The organism is Pseudomonas aeruginosa, assembly GCF_001457615.1.
In the GTDB taxonomy this organism is placed as follows: Bacteria; Pseudomonadota; Gammaproteobacteria; order Pseudomonadales; family Pseudomonadaceae; genus Pseudomonas; species Pseudomonas aeruginosa.
In genome coordinates this window covers 903,001-919,317 of record NZ_LN831024.1, presented here as the reverse complement: position 1 = coordinate 919,317, position 16,317 = coordinate 903,001, and the positions used below count along the sequence as shown (strand labels likewise).

The window sequence follows — 16,317 nt, the reverse complement described above, 5'->3', positions numbered from 1 at the left end:
CGCCCATGGACACCACCTTCGGCCTCGACCTGGCCCGCGTCGAAGCGCTGTTCAAGCGCGAGCTGCGACGCTTCGACGAACTGCATCCGCGCTCCGCCCAGGCCTACCGGGAAAACCGCCGCCACTGGCTATACGGCGCACCGCTGCACTGGATGCAACAGTGGCCGGGCAACTGCCCGCTGCTGGTGAAGGAGGCCCAGGGCGCGCGCGTCACCGACATCGATGGCCAGCAGTACGTCGACTTCGCCCTCGGCGATAGCGGCGCCATGTTCGGCCACGCCCAACCGGCGGTGGCCGACGCCATCGCCCGCCAGGCGCGGCGCGGCTCGACCCTGATGCTGCCGACCGAGGACAGCCTGTGGGTCGGCGCCGAACTGGCGCGGCGCTTCGGCCTGCCCTATTGGCAGGTGACCACCTCGGCCACCGACGCCAACCGTTTCGTCCTGCGCCTGTGCCGGATGCTCAGCGGACGCGACAAGGTGGTGGTGTTCAACTGCAACTACCACGGCAGCGTCGACGAATCGCAGGTGGAATTCGACGCCGCCGGGCGCATGGTTCCGCGCGCGGGCGTTCACCCCAATGGCGTACGCCACGCCACCACCACCCGCCTGGTGGAATTCAACGACCTCGACGCGCTGGAGGCCGCCCTCGCCCATGGCGACGTCGCCGCGGTGCTCACCGAACCCTTCATGACCAACGTCGGCATGGTCCCGCCGGCCGAAGGCTTCCACGCCGGCCTGCGCGAACTGACCCGCCGCCACGACGTGGCGCTGATCATCGACGAGACCCACACCATCTCCTGCGGTCCCGCCGGCTATAGCGGCGCGCATGGCCTCGAGCCGGACTTCTTCGTCCTCGGCAAATGCATCGCCGGCGGCATTCCCAGCGCCGTCTGGGGATGCAGCCAGGCGCAGGCGGAGCGGATCTGGGCGGTACTGCCGCACTTCCGACCGGGGCAGGCGATCAACCATTTCGGCTTTGGCGGCACCCTGGCCGGCAACGCGCTGCAACTGGCGGCGATGCGCGCGACCTTCGCCGAAGTGATGACGGAGGACGCCTATCGGCACATGTTCCAGCTCGCCGCGCAGCTCGAGGCGGGCGTCCGCGCGACGCTCGAGGAACTGCGCCTGCCCTGGCACGTGACGCGCATCGGCGCGCGCGTCGAGTACCTGTTCATGACCCACGCCCCGCGCAACGGCGGCGAGGCCCACCACGCACGCAACGGCCTGATCGAGGCCTGCCTGCACCTCTACCTGCTCAACCGCGGCGTGCTCTTGACGCCATTCCACAACATGGCGCTGACCTGCCCGGCGACCCGCGCAGAGGACGTCGAACTGCACGACCGCCTGCTCCGCGATTGCCTGGGCGAACTGCTGGAGCGCCCATCGTGAGGCGCTTGGAGAACCGCGTCGCACTGGTCACCGGCGCCGGCCAGGGCATCGGCCGGGCCATCGCCGAATGCTTCGCCGCCGAAGGCGCCAGGGTTCTGCTGGCGACGCGTACCGCCAGCCGCGGCCAGGCCGTCCTGGAGGCGATCCGCCTGGGCGGAGGCACGGCCGAACTGCTGGCCGTCGACCTGAGCGAGCACGACGCCGCGAGACGAGCGGTGAGCGCGACCCTGGAGCGCTTCGGCCAGTTGGACATCCTCCTGCACAACGCCGCTGCCTTTCCCCAGTGCGCCCTCGCGGAACTGGACGAAGGCACCCTGGAACGGACCCTGGCGGTGAACCTGAAAAGCTGCTTCCGGCTGACCCAGGCCGCCCTTCCCGCCCTGCGCCGCAGCGTGGCCGGGCGCGTCCTGGTGACCTCCTCGGTGACCGGCCCGCGCACGGCGATCCCTGGGCTCTCGCACTATGCGGCGAGCAAGGCCGGGGTCAACGGTTTCATCCGCGCCGCCGCGCTGGAGCTGGCCGGCGACGGCATCACCGTCAACGGCGTCGAGCCCGGCCTGGTCGCGACTCCGGCGCTGGGCAGCCTCGGCGACGCCGCCGCGCTGGCCGCGCACATCCCCCTCGGGCGTGTCGGCCAGCCGCTGGACATCGCCCACGCCATGCTCTTCCTCGCCTCCGACGAGGCGAGCTACATCACCGGGCAGACCCTGGTTGTGGATGGCGGCGCGTTGCTGCCGGAAAACGGCGGGCTGGCCTGAAGCCGCTGGCGTTCGCCCTCTCCCTCCAGAGAGAGCGCTTTCGACGTATCCGGCAAACACTTCCGCCGGCTCCGGTAGGGCGCTCGCCCTGTCCCACGGACAAGGGCCGACCATTTGCCGGGCGATTATCGAAAGCCCCTGCAAAATGGATGAATAAGAATGACTCTCAGCAGGTTAGTATCGGAAATCCCCAACCGAGAGGATTCGCTTCATGTTCCGCTCCACCTCCCATGTCCGTACCGAATCGGCGGCACGCTACGTCAATCGCCTGTGCAAGCACTGGGGCCACAAGTTCGAAGTCGAACTCACACCCGAGCGCGGCTTCATCGACTTCGGCGACTCCAACTGCGAGCTGCTCGCCCACCCCGACCATGTCCTGATGACTCTCAACAGCCCCGACGAGGACAGCCTCGCCCACATGCAGAACGTGGTCGCCGATCACCTGCAGCGCATGGCCAACAGCGAAAGCCTGGAGATTGCCTGGCAGCCCGCCGAAAGCTGAACGCGCCGCCACCCGGCCGCCCTTCGCGGCCGGGCGTCACGCGGGGCCATGGAAAGTGCAATTCATTCCCCGGAAAAGCCATTCAGCTCGCTCCGCCCCCGTCCCATCATCCCCTCCAGGCGCTCTCGCGCAGATAACAACAATGACTGGAGACGATGATGAAACCCGAAGATTTCCGTGCCTCTGCCACCCGTCCGTTCACCGGCGAGGAGTACCTCGCCAGCCTGCGCGACGACCGTGAGATCTACATCTACGGCGACCGCGTCAAGGACGTCACCAGCCACCCCGCCTTCCGCAACGCGGCCGCCTCCATGGCCCGGCTGTACGACGCCCTGCACGATCCGCAGAGCAAGGAAAAGCTCTGCTGGGAGACCGATACCGGCAACGGCGGCTATACCCACAAGTTCTTCCGCTACGCGCGCAGCGCCGACGAACTGCGCCAGCAGCGCGACGCCATCGCCGAGTGGTCGCGGCTGACCTACGGCTGGATGGGCCGCACCCCGGACTACAAGGCCGCCTTCGGCAGCGCCCTCGGCGCCAACCCGGGCTTCTACGGGCGTTTCGAGGACAACGCGAAAACCTGGTACAAGCGCATCCAGGAAGCCTGCCTGTACCTCAACCATGCCATCGTCAACCCGCCGATCGACCGCGACAAGCCGGTGGACCAGGTCAAGGACGTGTTCATCTCGGTGGACGAGGAAGTCGACGGCGGCATCGTCGTCAGCGGCGCCAAGGTGGTCGCCACGAATTCCGCGCTGACCCACTACAACTTCGTCGGCCAGGGTTCGGCGCAACTGCTCGGCGACAACACCGACTTCGCCCTGATGTTCATCGCGCCGATGAACACCCCCGGCATGAAGCTGATCTGCCGCCCCTCCTACGAACTGGTGGCGGGTATCGCCGGATCGCCGTTCGACTACCCGCTGTCCAGCCGTTTCGACGAGAACGACGCGATCCTGGTGATGGACAAGGTGTTCATCCCCTGGGAGAACGTACTGATCTACCGCGACTTCGAGCGCTGCAAGCAGTGGTTCCCCCAGGGTGGCTTCGGCCGGCTGTTCCCGATGCAGGGCTGCACCCGCCTGGCGGTCAAGCTCGACTTCATCACCGGCGCCCTCTACAAGGCCCTGCAATGCACCGGCTCCCTGGAGTTCCGCGGCGTGCAGGCGCAGGTCGGCGAAGTGGTGGCCTGGCGCAACCTGTTCTGGTCGCTGACCGACGCCATGTACGGCAACGCCAGCGAATGGCACAGCGGCGCCTTCCTACCCAGCGCCGAGGCCCTGCAGGCCTACCGCGTGCTGGCGCCGCAGGCCTACCCGGAGATCAAGAAGACCATCGAGCAGGTGGTCGCCAGCGGCCTGATCTACCTGCCCTCCGGCGTTCGCGACCTGCACAATCCGCAACTCGACAAGTACCTCTCCACCTATTGCCGCGGCTCCGGCGGCATGGGCCACCGGGAGCGGATCAAGATCCTCAAGCTGCTCTGGGACGCCATCGGCAGCGAGTTCGGCGGCCGCCACGAGCTGTACGAGATCAACTACGCCGGCAGCCAGGACGAGATCCGCATGCAGGCCCTGCGCCAGGCGATCGGCAGCGGGGCGATGAAGGGCATGCTCGGCATGGTCGAGCAGTGCATGGGCGACTACGACGAGAACGGCTGGACCGTGCCGCACCTGCACAACCCGGACGACATCAACGTGCTCGATCGCATCCGCCAATGACGCCCGCGTCGCCTCCGGAGGTTATCCCCATGTCCCAGCTCGAACCCAGGCAGCAAGCCTTCCGCAACGCCATGGCGCATCTTTCGGCGGCGGTCAACGTGATCACCAGCAACGGCCCGGCCGGACGCTGCGGGATCACCGCCACCGCGGTCTGCTCGGTCACCGACAGCCCGCCGACGCTGATGCTCTGCATCAACCGCAACAGCGAGATGAACACGGTGTTCAAGGCCAACGGTCGACTCTGCGTGAACGTCCTCAGCGGCGAACACGAAGAGGTGGCCCGCCACTTCGCCGGCATGACCGAGGTCCCGATGGAACGCCGCTTCGCCCTCCACGACTGGCGCGAGGGCCTCGCCGGGTTGCCGGTGCTGCACGGCGCCCTGGCCAACCTGCAGGGACGCATCGCCGAGGTCCAGGAGATCGGCACCCACTCGGTGCTGTTGCTGGAACTGGAGGACATCCAGGTCCTCGAACAGGGCGACGGCCTGGTCTACTTCAGCCGCAGCTTCCATCGCCTGCAATGCCCCCGGCGGGCGGCCTGAACGGCGCCTCCAGGAATCCTCCGCCAGCGTTTCGAAGCCGCCGCCGAGAACCCGGCCAGGCCCTCAGCGGCGGTGCGCCGGCGGGATCGAGTAGGTGCCGACCACATGGGCGACCGGTTCCGCGTCGCCTTCGGAGAACAGCGAGACCTCGCCCATCGCCAGGGTCTTGCCGACCTTCATCAGGCGGCACTCGGCGACCACCCGGCGGTCCGCCGCGGGACGCCGCAGGAAGTTGATGGTCAGGCTGGTGGTCACCGCCAGCGGGACGATGCCGATCTCGCCCAGCACCGCCACGTACAGCGCGACATCGGCGATGGCCATCAGGGTCGGCCCGGAGACCGTGCCGCCGGGGCGCAGGTCGCTGGCGTCGACCGCCTGCCAGACCGTGGCGCTACGCTCGCCGACGGCTTCGACCACGACCCGGGTCTGGGGAAATTCGCGCTGGATGAAACGGGCGATCTGCTCTTTCTTGTCGGTCACGGAACGGGTCCTTGGCAGTAGGAGGAGGAAAGGTACGGTAGTCGGGTCTAGCGGCCACGCGCCTCGCTCGGCGTCATCCCGTAGCGCGCCTTGAAGGCCCGGGCGAAATGCGCCTGGCTGGAGAAGCCGTGGCGATAGGCGACCTCGGCGACATCCAGGCGCCGGCCCTGGGGCGAAGCGAGCAACTGGCGGGCCCGTTCCAGGCGCCGCTCCTGCAGGTAGCGCCCGGGCGAGCTGCCTTCCTGGGCGAACAGCCGCGCCAGGTGCCGGCTGGAGACGCCAGTGGCGGCGGCCACCCGCTCGCAGCTCAGGGCGGGTTCGTCGAGATGCTGCTGGATGTACTGCTTGGCCGCCAGCAGGTAGGACGCGCCCAGGGCGCTGGCACGGTGCTCGCCGGCATGGTCGCTGATGATGCTCGCCAGCAGGTCGTAGGCTTCCTCCTGGTAGCGCTCGGCATCCTCGCCATGGGGGCTGTCGAGGAAATCCCGGGTACGCTCGCCGAGGGTCCGCACCAGCAGGCGCTGCACCGGGCTTTCCGCGCCGATCTTCAGCGGTCCCTTGAAGTCGCGCAGGCAGCGCTCGGCGAAATCGTCCTGGGGAATGTCGAAGATGAACTGCCGCATCGGTCCGGAAAAACCGAACAGGTAGGGCTTGTCGGTCCGGTAGATAACCAGCTCGCCCGGTTGCAGGAGGTTGCAGCCGTTGTCCTGGTAGAAGAACGACTGGCTGCCCTGCACCAGGGAGACGAAGATCGACTCCTTGGGCACTGCGCGGATCATCGAGCGGTCGCGCTCCACCACGTGCTCGTTGCCGCCGATGCGGGCCAGCCGCAGGCGTTCGAGGCAGAGGTTGTCCTGGGTCGCGGCGAAGCCGGCCTGGGAATACGACGAACATTTCAGGCCAACCAGGATGGAAGCGTTGTAGTCCTCCCAGAACGCCAGCCGCTGCTCCAGGGGAATGTCCTGGGTGCTGGCCCGCCGGGTTTCGAGCAAGGCATGTGCGGGCATTTTTATTCTTCTCGTCGAACGCTGCGTGGACCTCCCGGACCTCAGGCAAGGCCTCCGGGGCCAGGCGCCGGGCCGCTCCGCCGACCTGTCGCGGTCGGTCGGCGAGGCGCCTGGCACCCCGTCATTAACATCTGAATCCTTTCCTCCGTCAATCGCCCTCCAGCCGGCTCCGACGCTGGGCAGGCCAGCTTGGCGGCGCGTCGCGGGTCGCGCCAGGCCATGTCCGAAAAGCGCAAGCTTCCTGGCCGCCAGGGTCAAACCCGGAGGCCCGCCCATGGCTAGAGTCGGCTCGACGATAACAACGACAGAGGCCGCCCCATGCCCGAACTCGCCACCCGTGAATTCTGGAAAGACCTGCAACCGATTCCCGACTGCTTCAAGCCGGACGCCAAGCCCGAGGTCTACCTGCGCAACGCGCCGACCGAGGACGAGCGCCTCTACGTGCCCTTCACCGAGACCGTGAAGTCGCGTCCGCTGTGGATCTCGCCAAGCGAAAACCGCTGGTGCGACATCCTGATGGCGACGAGCGCCGGCCTGGTCAACCGCCACTACCACCCGCACGAGGTGTTCGCCTACACCATCAGCGGCAAGTGGGGCTACCTGGAGCACGACTGGACCGCCACCGCCGGCGACTTCGTCTACGAGACGCCCGGCGAGGGCCACACCCTGGTGGCCTACGAGCACGAGCAGCCGATGCGTGCATTCTTCATCGTCAAGGGACCGCTGGTCTGGCTCGACGAGAAGGGCAACGCGGACGGCATCTTCGACGTCCACGACTACATCGCGATGTGCCGTGAGCACTACGACAAGATCGGCGTCGGCGCCGCCTACATCGACTCCCTGTTCCGCTGACCCCGGGCGCGCGCCGCCCTGGCGGACGCGCGCCTCCCCGCCGGCCGGCCCGCCCGGCCTGGAGACCGACATGGCGCATAACAACAATTCCGCCAGTTACGAAAACGTCCTGCTCTGCGTGCTGTTCCTGACCTTCGGCTTCGTCTTCTTCGACCGCCTGGCGCTGTCCTTCCTGTTTCCCTTCATGGAACAGGAGCTGCAACTGAGCAACAGCCACCTGGGCATGCTCTCCTCGGTGCTGGCCCTGGCCTGGGCGGTATCCGGCGCGCTGGTCGGCGCCTGGTCCGACCGCCGCGGGCAGCGCAAGCCGCTGCTGATCGTGGCGGTGATCCTGTTCTCGCTGTGCTCGGCGCTGTCCGGGCTGGTCGGCGGCTTCCTCAGCCTGCTGCTGTTCCGCGGCATCATGGGCCTGGCCGAGGGGCCGATCCTGCCGCTCTCGCAATCGCTGATGGTCGAGGCCTCCTCGCCACATCGCCGCGGCCTCAACATGGGTCTGCTACAGGGCTCGGCGGCCGGCCTGCTCGGCGCGGTGATCGGCCCGCCGCTGCTGGTGGCCCTGGCCGAAACCCTCGGCTGGCGTCACGCCTTCATCGTCTCGTTGCTGCCGGGCCTGCTGATCGCCTGGTTGATCTGGCGCCATGTGCGTCCCGACCCGCCCCGCGCGCAGCGCCCGGCGCCGCGCGCAGAAGAAGCGAAAGGCAAGCGCCTGGCACTGCTGAAGAGCCGCAACATCCTGCTCTGCACCCTGATCAGTTGCGTATTCGTCACCTGGTTCATCGTGCTGATTTCCTTTACCCCGACCTTCCTGGTCAACGCCCGCGGCTTCAGCCCGGCGACCATGGGCAGGCTGATGAGCTGCCTGGGCGTCGCCTGGGTGGTCTGGGGCTTCGCCGTACCGGCGATATCCGATCGCATCGGCCGTCGACCGACCCTGGTGGCGTTCTCCCTGCTCGCCGCGTGTTGCCCGCTGGCGCTGCTCTATGCGCCGAACGCGACCAGCCTCGGCCTGCTGTTGCTGCTGACCTACACCGGGCTCGGCTGCTTCACCCTGTTCATGGCAACCATCCCGGCGGAGACCGTCTCGCGCGGCGTCATCGCCACCGCCCTCGGCCTGATCATGGGCCTCGGCGAACTGGTCGGCGGTTTCCTCGCGCCGACCGTGGCCGGCTTCGCCGCCGACCGCTTCGGCCTGTCCATCGTCATGTGGATGTCCTGCGGCGGCGCCCTGCTCGCCGCGTTCCTCTCGCTGTTCCTGCGCGAAACCGCGCCCGCCGTGCTGGCGCGCCAGCGCAGCGCGCCTACCTCCGTCCTGCAAGGAAACCAACCATGAAAGCACTGCGCTGGCACGCTGCCCGCGACCTCCGCCTGAGCGAACTGGAACGCCAGGCGCCGCGGCCCGGCGAAGTCGAACTGGAAGTCGCCTACTGCGGCATCTGCGGCAGCGACCTGCACGAATACCAGAGCGGCCCGCACTCGATTCCCCAGGCCGAGGCGCACCCGCTGTCCGGTTGCCGCGCGCCGCTGACCCTCGGCCATGAGTTCTGCGGCGTGGTCGCCGCGCTCGGCCCTGGCGTGGAGGGACTGCGCATCGGCGACCGCGTCGCGGTGGAGCCGGAATACCGCTGCGGCGAATGCCGCTACTGCCGGGAAGGCCGCTACAACCTCTGCGAGTCGATGGGCTTCATCGGCCTGATGGGCGACGGCGGCTTCGCCGAGCGCGCGCGGGTGCCGGCCTACATGCTGCACCGCCTGCCGGACGCGGTGGGCTTCCGCCAGGCCGCCGTGCTCGAACCGGCCGCCGTGGCCCTGCACGCGCTGCGCCGCAGCAGCCTGGCGCCGGGCCAGCGCTGCGCGGTGTTCGGGCTCGGCCCGATCGGCCTGCTGCTGGTGATGCTCGCCCGCCTGCGCGGAATCGAGGACATCGTCGCGATCGACGTCAGTCCCGAGCGCCTCGCCCTGGCCGGGGAGTTCGGCGCCAGCCGGGCGCTCGACGCCCGCGACGGCGACACGGCGGCGCGCCTGCGCGAGGGCGGCGCGCTCGACTGCGCCTTCGAGGCCGCCGGCAGCCAGGCCAGCCTCGACGCCGCCCTGGCCAGCCTGCGCAAGGGTGGCGAGCTGGTGCTGGTGAGCCTGATGGGCGAGGTCCGGCTGGACGCCTTCGACCTGGTCAACCGCGAACTGCGCCTGCTCGGCAGCGTCGGCTACCGCGACGCCTACCCGGAGCTGATCGCCCTGCTCGCCGACGGCCGCCTCGACCTGGCCCGCGCAGTGACCCGCAGCGTGCCCCTGGAGCAGGCTGTCGAGCACGGTTTCGAGGCCCTGCTGCGCGACAAGTCGCAGGTCAAGGTGCTGGTCAATCCCAACCCGGCCCTGGCCGACGCCTGAAGGAACGATCGCCGATGGTTTTCCAACACGATATCTACGCCGGCCAGCAGGTGCTGGTCACTGGCGGCAGCTCCGGCATCGGCGCGGCCATCGCCATGCAGTTCGCCGAACTCGGCGCCGAAGTCGTCGCCCTCGGCCTGGACGCCGACGGCGTGCACGCACCGCGTCATCCGCGGATTCGCCGGGAAGAACTGGACATCACCGACAGCCAGCGCCTGCAACGGCTGTTCGAAGCGCTGCCGCGCCTGGATGTGCTGGTGAACAACGCCGGCATCAGCCGCGACCGCGAGGAATACGACCTGGCTACCTTCGAACGGGTGCTGCGCCTCAACCTGAGCGCCGCCATGCTCGCCAGCCAACTGGCCCGGCCGCTGCTGGCGCAGCGCGGCGGCAGCATCCTCAACATCGCCTCGATGTACAGCACCTTCGGTTCCGCCGACCGCCCGGCCTACAGCGCCAGCAAGGGCGCCATCGTCCAGCTCACCCGTTCCCTGGCCTGCGAGTATGCCGCCGAGCGCATCCGGGTCAACGCCATCGCCCCCGGCTGGATCGACACGCCGCTGGGCGCCGGGCTCAAGGCCGACGTCGAGGCCACCCGCCGGATCATGCAGCGCACGCCGCTGGCGCGCTGGGGCGAGGCGCCCGAGGTGGCCAGCGCCGCGGCCTTCCTCTGCGGTCCCGGCGCCAGCTTCGTCACCGGCGCCGTGCTGGCGGTGGACGGCGGCTATCTCTGCGCCTGAGCCGCCTTCGCTCCGGATGCACCTGTCCGCTTGGGGCGGACAGCGATTCGCACGACAGAACAACAACAAGACGAGTGCCTTGCCATGAAAACCCTCCGCACCTTGCCGGCGCTGCTCTGCGCCGGTTTCCTCGGTCTCTCCGCGCAGGCAGCCGAAGACAGCCGCAGCGGCCCGCTGGCCGGGTTCGGCGAACGACTCCAGCGCCACGGCGTGAAGACCCACGCGCAGTTCTGGAGCCTGTCGCTGAAGAACCTCGACACCGGCCCGCGCCAGCACAGCTTCGGCAACAGCGGCGACCTGTTCCTCGGCGCCGACCTCGACCTCGCCACCCTCGCCGGCCTGGACGGCGCCTCGCTGCACATCGAGGAAACCCTGTTCATCCTCGACCGCGGCACCGGTCAGCCCACCGGGCCGAGCTGGCAGGGCGCGGTGGGCAGCTACTTCGGCGGCGCGCCGCTGCACAACGACATCGGCGCCAACCAGCTGAGCCTGCTCACCTGGCAGCAGCAGTGGCTGGGCGGACGCCTCGACAGCCATCTCGGACGGACCAATGCGCGGCGCTATTTCCTGATCTACAACTGCGAGACCGTGGTCACCTGCAACGACCCGATCATCGACGCCTCCACCGGCATCCTGCCGCCGCCCTACGGCGCCTGGGGCGGCTACTTGAAGTACCGGGCGACCCCGACCCTGTACCTGCACGCCGGGGCCTTCGAGTCCAACCCGGTGGATTACCTGAAGAAGCGCCATGGCCTCGATTTCGGCACCGACGACGCCAGCGGCACCAGCCTGCTGCTGGGGATCGGCGACAAGCGCGAGGAAAGCCTCGATCCCTACCGCTCGCACTATGAACTCAACGCCTACCTGAACACCGCCAACCAGGTCGACCCGCTCACCGGCGCCAGCGACCACGGCAGCGCCGGCGGCTTCTTCAAGTTCCAGCAGCTGTTCTGGCGCGCCGACGGCGGCCGCCTCGATTCGCCGAGGGCGCTGGGGCTGTTCGGCTCGCTGTCGGTATCGGCCGACGACAAGCAGCCGTTCCGTCATTTCGCCGAGCTGGGCCTGACCTACCATGCGCCCTTCGACCGCACGCGGGACAAGCTCAACCTCAAGGCCAGCTACCTGCGCCTGAACGATCACCAGCTGGAGTTCCAGCGCCAGGCGCGGATCGCCGCTGGAGGCGATGCGAAACTCGGCCAGCGCGACGTGTACGCCCTGGAAACCAATGCGCACATCGCACTGACCCCGCACATCGCGCTGGAGCCGTCGGTGCAGTACATCTTCAACCCGGACAACTACTACAACCCCGGCGCTCGCGAACTGAGCGGAGACGGTTTCGTCGTCGGCCTGCAACTGATGGTCGACATGGGCTCGCTGCTGGGGCTTTAGCGCGCCGCCTGGCAGCCTCGGTCAACCCCGCCGGCAGGCTGGGACAAGCGGCCGGGCGCGCTTCCCCGTCCAATGGAGTAGCGTCGCGCCCATGGGCGCGGGGCGAAAAAGAACGTCGGGCGAGGCCCGGCAGCACACCCAGAAAGGTGCCGACATGACTTCCACTGCCCGCCGTTCGTTCGACTACATCGTGGTCGGCGCCGGCTCCGCCGGTTGCGTCCTGGCCAACCGTCTTTCCGCCGATCCCGCCGTCTCGGTCTGTCTGGTCGAGGCCGGCCCCAGCGACCGCACGCCGCTCCCCGCCGCCTACATCCGCACGCCGGCCGGGATCATCCGCCTGATCGCCAACCCGAAGTGGAACTGGATGCATCGCTTCGCCGCCCAGCCCGGCACCGCCAACCAGCCGATCGCCTGCCCGCGCGGCAAGGTCTGGGGCGGCTCCAGCGCGATCAACGGGATGATCTACATCCGCGGCGACCGCCACGACTACGACCGCTGGGCATCCCTCGGCAACCGTGGCTGGAGCTACGACGAGCTGCTGCCCTACTTTCGCCGCTCGGAACATTTCGAGCCGGGCGAATCGCCCTGGCACGGGCGCGGCGGCGAATTGAACGTCGCCGCGCAGCGCAGCCCGGGCCCGATCAACCAGGTGTTCTTCCAGGCCGCCGAGGAAATGGGCTGGCCGTACAACGCCGACTTCAACGGCGAGCGCCAGGAAGGCATCGGCCCGTTCCACGTCACCCAGGTCAACGGCGAACGCTGTAGCGCGGCGCGCGCCTTCCTGCACCCGGCCCTGGCGCGGCCCAACCTCACCGTGCTCAGCTCGGCGCTGACCCTGCGCGTGCTGCTGGAAGGTACCCGCGCCACCGGCGTGGAGATCAGCCAGGCTGGCGAGGTCGTGCAATTACAGGCACGCCGCGAAGTGATCCTCAGCGCCGGCTCGATCAACTCGCCGCAGCTCCTGTTGCTCTCCGGCATCGGCCCGGCGGCGGAACTGGCGCGCCACGGCATCGTCCAGCGCCATGAGTTGCCTGGGGTCGGCGAGAACCTGCAGGACCACCAGGACATCGTGCTGATGTACCGCACCGAGGCCAAGCTCGGCTACGGCCTGGGCTTCTCGCCGAAGGGCTGGCTGCCGCTGCTGCGCTCGCCCTGGCAGTACCTGTTCGGCCGGCGCGGGGCGCTGACCTCGAACACCGTCGAGTCCGGTGGCTTCCTCCGCCTCGACCCGCAGGCAGAGACCCCGGAGCTGGGTCTGATCGTCGCCCCCGCGCTGAAGAACCAGCCGCAGCGCCTCGTCCCCTTCGGCCACGGGGTCAGCCTGCACGTCGCGGTGATGCACCCGCAGAGCCGCGGGCGGGTCCGCCTGAACTCGCCGGACCCGCACGACCGGCCGCTGATCGAAGCCAACTTCCTCAGCCACCCTGCCGACCTCGATACCCTGGTCCGGGGTTTCCAACTGGTCCGCAAACTGGCCGCCAGCCGCAGCTTCGCCCGTCACCTCAAGGGCGAGCTGGTACCGGGCCCGCAGGTTTCCAGCCGCGGCCAGATCGAGGCCTGGATCCGCGCCAACCTGGGCACCGTGTTCCATCCGGTGGGCACCTGCAAGATGGGCCACGACCAGCTCGCGGTGGTCGACGACCAGTTGCGCGTGCACGGCCTGCAAGGCCTGCGGGTGGCCGATGCGTCGATCATGCCGACGCTGATCACCGGCAATACCAACGCCCCGGCGATCATGATCGGCGAGAAGGCCGCCGACCTGATCCTCGGCAAGCCGGCGCCCCATGCACCGCCCGCGCGACAACCGGCCGTGCAGGCTCTGGCCGGCGCCTGACTAGCCGCCCTGGCTGCAGGCGCTGGCGTACTTGCGGTAGGCCAGCGAATGCAGCTTGCCGGCGGAGTCTAGGTAGTCCATCCGTGCATCGACGATCTCGCAGGTGGTCGACGCCTGTTCCTGGGTCGCCACCACCTTGTGCACATCCAGCGGCATGCCGTAGCGGTAGCTTTCGGTCGGTACCGGTGCGGCGGCCTGGGCGGCGAACGCGGGAAGCGCAAGCGCGGCGAGCAGGGTGGTGGCGAGCAGAGTGCGAGTCATGGGGGATCTCCTGGCGGCAGGACCGCGTCGGTGGAAGGCGACATGCCTTCGTCGAGGCCTATTCCAGGCCGCGGAGTTGTCCCGGATGTGTCGCTGGAATGCCCGATTCGTCAGCCGCTGTATCGCCGCTGCCGGCCGATACATGGCCGTACATTCGCCGCCCCGCTCCCGCCGGACGAATCGCGCCCGGCGCCATCCGTCGTCTCCCCCGTTCGCGACAGCGACAACCGGGCTTTTTTGCACGCCCCGGTATTCGCCCCGGCTCCGGATACAGTGCAATACAAACCCCGGCAGGCAAGCGCCGCGGGCGCGGATACACTGCTTGCAAGCACACCAACCGCCACGGGAGCCAGGCAATGGAGCATGTCGATCACATCCTGATCGTCGACGATGACCGCGAGATTCGCGAGCTGGTAGGCAACTACCTGAAGAAGAACGGCCTGCGCACCACCATCGTCGCCGATGGCCGGCAGATGCGCGCGTTCCTCGAAGCCAACACGGTGGACCTGATCGTCCTCGACATCATGATGCCCGGCGACGACGGCCTGCTGCTCTGCCGCGAGCTGCGCGTCGGCAAGCACAAGGCCACGCCGGTGCTGATGCTCACCGCGCGCAACGACGAGACCGACCGCATCATCGGCCTGGAGATGGGCGCCGACGACTACCTGACCAAGCCCTTCTCCGCCCGCGAACTGCTTGCCCGGATCAACGCCGTGCTGCGGCGTACGCGGATGCTGCCGCCGAACCTCACCGTGAGCGAGAGCAGCCGGCTGATCGGCTTCGGCCAGTGGCAACTGGACACCAGCGCCCGCCACCTGCTCGACGACGCCGGCACCGTGGTCGCCCTCAGCGGCGCCGAGTACCGCCTGCTGCGGGTGTTCCTCGATCATCCGCAACGGGTACTCAGTCGCGACCAGTTGCTCAACCTGACCCAGGGCCGCGAGGCGGACATCTTCGACCGTTCCATCGACCTGCTGGTCAGCCGCCTGCGCCAACGCCTCGGCGACGACGCCCGCGAACCGGAGTACATCAAGACCGTGCGCAGCGAGGGCTATGTGTTCTCGCTGCCGGTGCGACTGGTCGAGGCCCATCCATGAAGCTCGCCGTGCCGCGCCCGCGCAGCCTCGCCGCGCGCCTGGCGCTGATCCTCTTCGCCGGGCTGGTGCTGGCCTACGGGCTGTCCTTCGCCTCGCAGTTCTACGAGCGCTACCAGACCGCGAAGCACATGATGCTCGACAGCCTCGAACAGGACGTGGCGATCTCGGTAGCCATGCTCGACCGCCTGACGCCCGCCGAGCGCGAGGCCTGGCTGCCGCGCCTGGAACGACGCACCTACCGCTATCGCCTCGACGCCGGCGAGCCCGGCCAGCCGCTGGCGCTGGCCGACGCGCCGGTTGCCGCGCACTCCATCGAACGCGCCCTCGACGGTCAATATCCGCTGACCCTGCGCAAGGTGGCCGACAGCCGTCCGCACTTCCAGGTCCTCCTGCGCCTGCGCGACGGCAGCCCGCTGACCATCGACGTCACGCCGGCCCCGGTGCCGCTGTCCGGCTGGCTGCCGCTGGTGCTGCTGGTGCAGTTGTTCCTGCTGCTGCTCTGCACCGGCCTCGCGGTGCGCACCGCCATCGGCCCGCTGACCCGGCTGGTGAAGGCCGTGGAACATCTCGATCCGAATCGTCCGGCACAGCCTCTCGCGGAAACCGGCCCACGCGAAGTGGCGCATGCGGCGGCGGCCTTCAACGCCATGCAGGCGCGCATCGCCGACTACCTCAAGGAGCGCATGCAATTGCTCGCGGCGATTTCCCACGACCTGCAGACGCCGATCACGCGGATGAAGCTGCGCGTCGAGTTCATGGACGCCTCCAGCGACAGGGACAAGCTGTGGAACGATCTCGAAGAGATGCAGCACCTGGTCCGCGAAGGCGTGGCCTATGCCCGCAGCATGCACGGCAGCACCGAGACCAGTTGCCGGGTGGACCTCGACGCCTTCCTCGACAGCCTGGTCTTCGACTACCAGGACAGCGGCAAGCAGGTACAACTCGACGGCCGTACCGGCGCGGTGATCGACACCCGTCCGCACGCCCTGCGCCGGGTGCTGGTGAACCTGGTCGACAATGCGCTGAAGTTCGCCGGCGCCGCGCGCCTGGAAGTGGAACGCCGTACCGATGGCGGCACGCGAATCCAGGTGCTGGACAATGGCCCGGGGATTCCCGCCGAGGAACTCGACGAGGTGCTCAAGCCCTTCTACCGGGTGGAAAACTCGCGCAATCGCGACACCGGTGGCACCGGCCTCGGCCTGGCCATCGCGCAGCAGCTGAGCCTGGCCCTCGGCGGCCGCCTGACCCTGGCCAACCGCGCCGGCGGCGGGCTTTGCGCGCGCATCGAGCTGGACCCCTGAGGCGCCCGTACAGAGCGATACATAACCGCCCTCGGCGGACACACTGCGGATAAACCC

16 protein-coding genes are annotated in these 16,317 nt (G+C 68.7%); 13 read left to right on the top strand and 3 right to left on the bottom strand.

Annotated features, from left to right (window positions below):
• Window positions 1-5 precede the first annotated feature (5 nt).
• The 5 genes from AT700_RS04280 to hpaC all read left to right on the top strand — a co-directional run bounded on the left by AT700_RS04280 (window position 6) and on the right by hpaC (window position 4,914).
• Complete coding sequence (locus AT700_RS04280; RefSeq protein ID WP_003118214.1) at window positions 6-1,391, top strand: aspartate aminotransferase family protein; 1,386 nt, start codon at window positions 6-8, stop codon at window positions 1,389-1,391.
• Window positions 1,388-2,149: an SDR family oxidoreductase gene (locus AT700_RS04275; RefSeq protein WP_003104535.1), complete on the top strand. Its 762-nt coding sequence runs from the start codon at window positions 1,388-1,390 to the stop codon at window positions 2,147-2,149. Before AT700_RS04280 ends, AT700_RS04275 begins: the two co-directional genes overlap by 4 nt.
• 211 nt (window positions 2,150-2,360) lie before the next feature.
• Window positions 2,361-2,651, top strand: coding sequence for a DUF2218 domain-containing protein (locus tag AT700_RS04270; RefSeq protein ID WP_048520784.1), 291 nt, complete (start codon window positions 2,361-2,363; stop codon window positions 2,649-2,651).
• 158 nt (window positions 2,652-2,809) lie between these two features.
• The gene (gene hpaB, locus AT700_RS04265) at window positions 2,810-4,372 is read left to right on the top strand and encodes a 4-hydroxyphenylacetate 3-monooxygenase, oxygenase component (protein ID WP_010793433.1); all 1,563 of its coding nucleotides are present in this window, start codon (window positions 2,810-2,812) and stop codon (window positions 4,370-4,372) included.
• A gap of 29 nt (window positions 4,373-4,401) precedes the next feature.
• The gene (hpaC, locus tag AT700_RS04260; RefSeq protein ID WP_003104531.1) at window positions 4,402-4,914 is read left to right on the top strand and encodes a 4-hydroxyphenylacetate 3-monooxygenase, reductase component; all 513 of its coding nucleotides are present in this window, start codon (window positions 4,402-4,404) and stop codon (window positions 4,912-4,914) included.
• A gap of 63 nt (window positions 4,915-4,977) precedes the next feature.
• Here hpaC and AT700_RS04255 read toward each other — a convergent pair whose 3' ends face one another.
• Both AT700_RS04255 and AT700_RS04250 read right to left on the bottom strand, forming a co-directional pair.
• A complete protein-coding gene (locus AT700_RS04255) occupies window positions 4,978-5,394 on the bottom strand; it encodes a PaaI family thioesterase (RefSeq protein WP_003104529.1) in 417 nt (138 codons plus the stop codon).
• Window positions 5,395-5,441: 47 nt separating this feature from the next.
• Window positions 5,442-6,401 carry a helix-turn-helix domain-containing protein gene (locus AT700_RS04250; protein WP_003093398.1) on the bottom strand — a complete coding sequence of 320 codons (960 nt, stop codon included), beginning with the start codon at window positions 6,399-6,401 and terminating at the stop codon, window positions 5,442-5,444.
• Window positions 6,402-6,719: 318 nt separating this feature from the next.
• Here AT700_RS04250 and AT700_RS04245 point away from each other — a divergent pair, with 318 nt between their 5' ends.
• From AT700_RS04245 to AT700_RS04220, 6 genes are all read left to right on the top strand, one after another.
• Entirely contained in the window at window positions 6,720-7,253 is a 534-nt protein-coding gene (locus tag AT700_RS04245) for a 2,4'-dihydroxyacetophenone dioxygenase family protein (protein ID WP_003113028.1), read from the top strand.
• A gap of 70 nt (window positions 7,254-7,323) precedes the next feature.
• Window positions 7,324-8,583, top strand: coding sequence for an MFS transporter (locus tag AT700_RS04240; RefSeq protein WP_003158816.1), 1,260 nt, complete (start codon window positions 7,324-7,326; stop codon window positions 8,581-8,583).
• Window positions 8,580-9,638: a 2,3-butanediol dehydrogenase gene (locus AT700_RS04235; RefSeq protein ID WP_003118211.1), complete on the top strand. Its 1,059-nt coding sequence runs from the start codon at window positions 8,580-8,582 to the stop codon at window positions 9,636-9,638. The genes AT700_RS04240 and AT700_RS04235 overlap by 4 nt, the downstream gene beginning before the upstream one ends.
• 14 nt (window positions 9,639-9,652) lie before the next feature.
• Entirely contained in the window at window positions 9,653-10,378 is a 726-nt protein-coding gene (locus tag AT700_RS04230; RefSeq protein ID WP_003093405.1) for an SDR family NAD(P)-dependent oxidoreductase, read from the top strand.
• Between the two features lie 84 nt (window positions 10,379-10,462).
• Window positions 10,463-11,767 (top strand): carbohydrate porin, encoded by a 1,305-nt coding sequence (locus AT700_RS04225; RefSeq protein ID WP_003093407.1) that lies wholly within the window; start codon window positions 10,463-10,465, stop codon window positions 11,765-11,767.
• Window positions 11,768-11,921: 154 nt separating this feature from the next.
• A complete protein-coding gene (locus tag AT700_RS04220) occupies window positions 11,922-13,601 on the top strand; it encodes a GMC family oxidoreductase (RefSeq protein ID WP_003118209.1) in 1,680 nt (559 codons plus the stop codon).
• On the opposite strand, the gene AT700_RS04215 is transcribed toward AT700_RS04220, so the two are convergent.
• Window positions 13,602-13,862: a DUF2790 domain-containing protein gene (locus tag AT700_RS04215; protein ID WP_003113024.1), complete on the bottom strand. Its 261-nt coding sequence runs from the start codon at window positions 13,860-13,862 to the stop codon at window positions 13,602-13,604.
• Between the two features lie 356 nt (window positions 13,863-14,218).
• On the opposite strand from AT700_RS04215, the gene bfmR reads away from it, so the two are divergent.
• Window positions 14,219-14,959: a two-component system response regulator BfmR gene (bfmR, locus tag AT700_RS04210; RefSeq protein ID WP_003113023.1), complete on the top strand. Its 741-nt coding sequence runs from the start codon at window positions 14,219-14,221 to the stop codon at window positions 14,957-14,959.
• Window positions 14,956-16,260, top strand: a complete 1,305-nt coding sequence (locus tag AT700_RS04205) for a sensor histidine kinase (protein ID WP_003159306.1) — start codon at window positions 14,956-14,958, stop codon at window positions 16,258-16,260. The genes bfmR and AT700_RS04205 overlap by 4 nt, the downstream gene beginning before the upstream one ends.
• Window positions 16,261-16,317 lie beyond the last annotated feature (57 nt).

Excerpts from the sequence above, each read along its gene's own strand:
- AT700_RS04205 (WP_003159306.1), top strand. The coding sequence starts at position 14,956 with ATGAAGCTCGCCGTGCCGCGCCCGCGCAGCCTCGCCGCGCGCCTGGCG.
- bfmR (WP_003113023.1), top strand. The coding sequence starts at position 14,219 with ATGGAGCATGTCGATCACATCCTGATCGTCGACGATGACCGCGAGATT.
- AT700_RS04220 (WP_003118209.1), top strand. The coding sequence starts at position 11,922 with ATGACTTCCACTGCCCGCCGTTCGTTCGACTACATCGTGGTCGGCGCC.
- AT700_RS04280 (WP_003118214.1), top strand. The coding sequence starts at position 6 with ATGGACACCACCTTCGGCCTCGACCTGGCCCGCGTCGAAGCGCTGTTC.
- AT700_RS04230 (WP_003093405.1), top strand. The coding sequence starts at position 9,653 with ATGGTTTTCCAACACGATATCTACGCCGGCCAGCAGGTGCTGGTCACT.
- AT700_RS04245 (WP_003113028.1), top strand. The coding sequence starts at position 6,720 with ATGCCCGAACTCGCCACCCGTGAATTCTGGAAAGACCTGCAACCGATT.
- hpaB (WP_010793433.1), top strand. The coding sequence starts at position 2,810 with ATGAAACCCGAAGATTTCCGTGCCTCTGCCACCCGTCCGTTCACCGGC.
- AT700_RS04215 (WP_003113024.1), bottom strand. The coding sequence starts at position 13,862 with ATGACTCGCACTCTGCTCGCCACCACCCTGCTCGCCGCGCTTGCGCTT.
- AT700_RS04235 (WP_003118211.1), top strand. The coding sequence starts at position 8,580 with ATGAAAGCACTGCGCTGGCACGCTGCCCGCGACCTCCGCCTGAGCGAA.
- AT700_RS04225 (WP_003093407.1), top strand. The coding sequence starts at position 10,463 with ATGAAAACCCTCCGCACCTTGCCGGCGCTGCTCTGCGCCGGTTTCCTC.
- hpaC (WP_003104531.1), top strand. The coding sequence starts at position 4,402 with ATGTCCCAGCTCGAACCCAGGCAGCAAGCCTTCCGCAACGCCATGGCG.
- AT700_RS04240 (WP_003158816.1), top strand. The coding sequence starts at position 7,324 with ATGGCGCATAACAACAATTCCGCCAGTTACGAAAACGTCCTGCTCTGC.
- AT700_RS04270 (WP_048520784.1), top strand. The coding sequence starts at position 2,361 with ATGTTCCGCTCCACCTCCCATGTCCGTACCGAATCGGCGGCACGCTAC.
- AT700_RS04250 (WP_003093398.1), bottom strand. The coding sequence starts at position 6,401 with ATGCCCGCACATGCCTTGCTCGAAACCCGGCGGGCCAGCACCCAGGAC.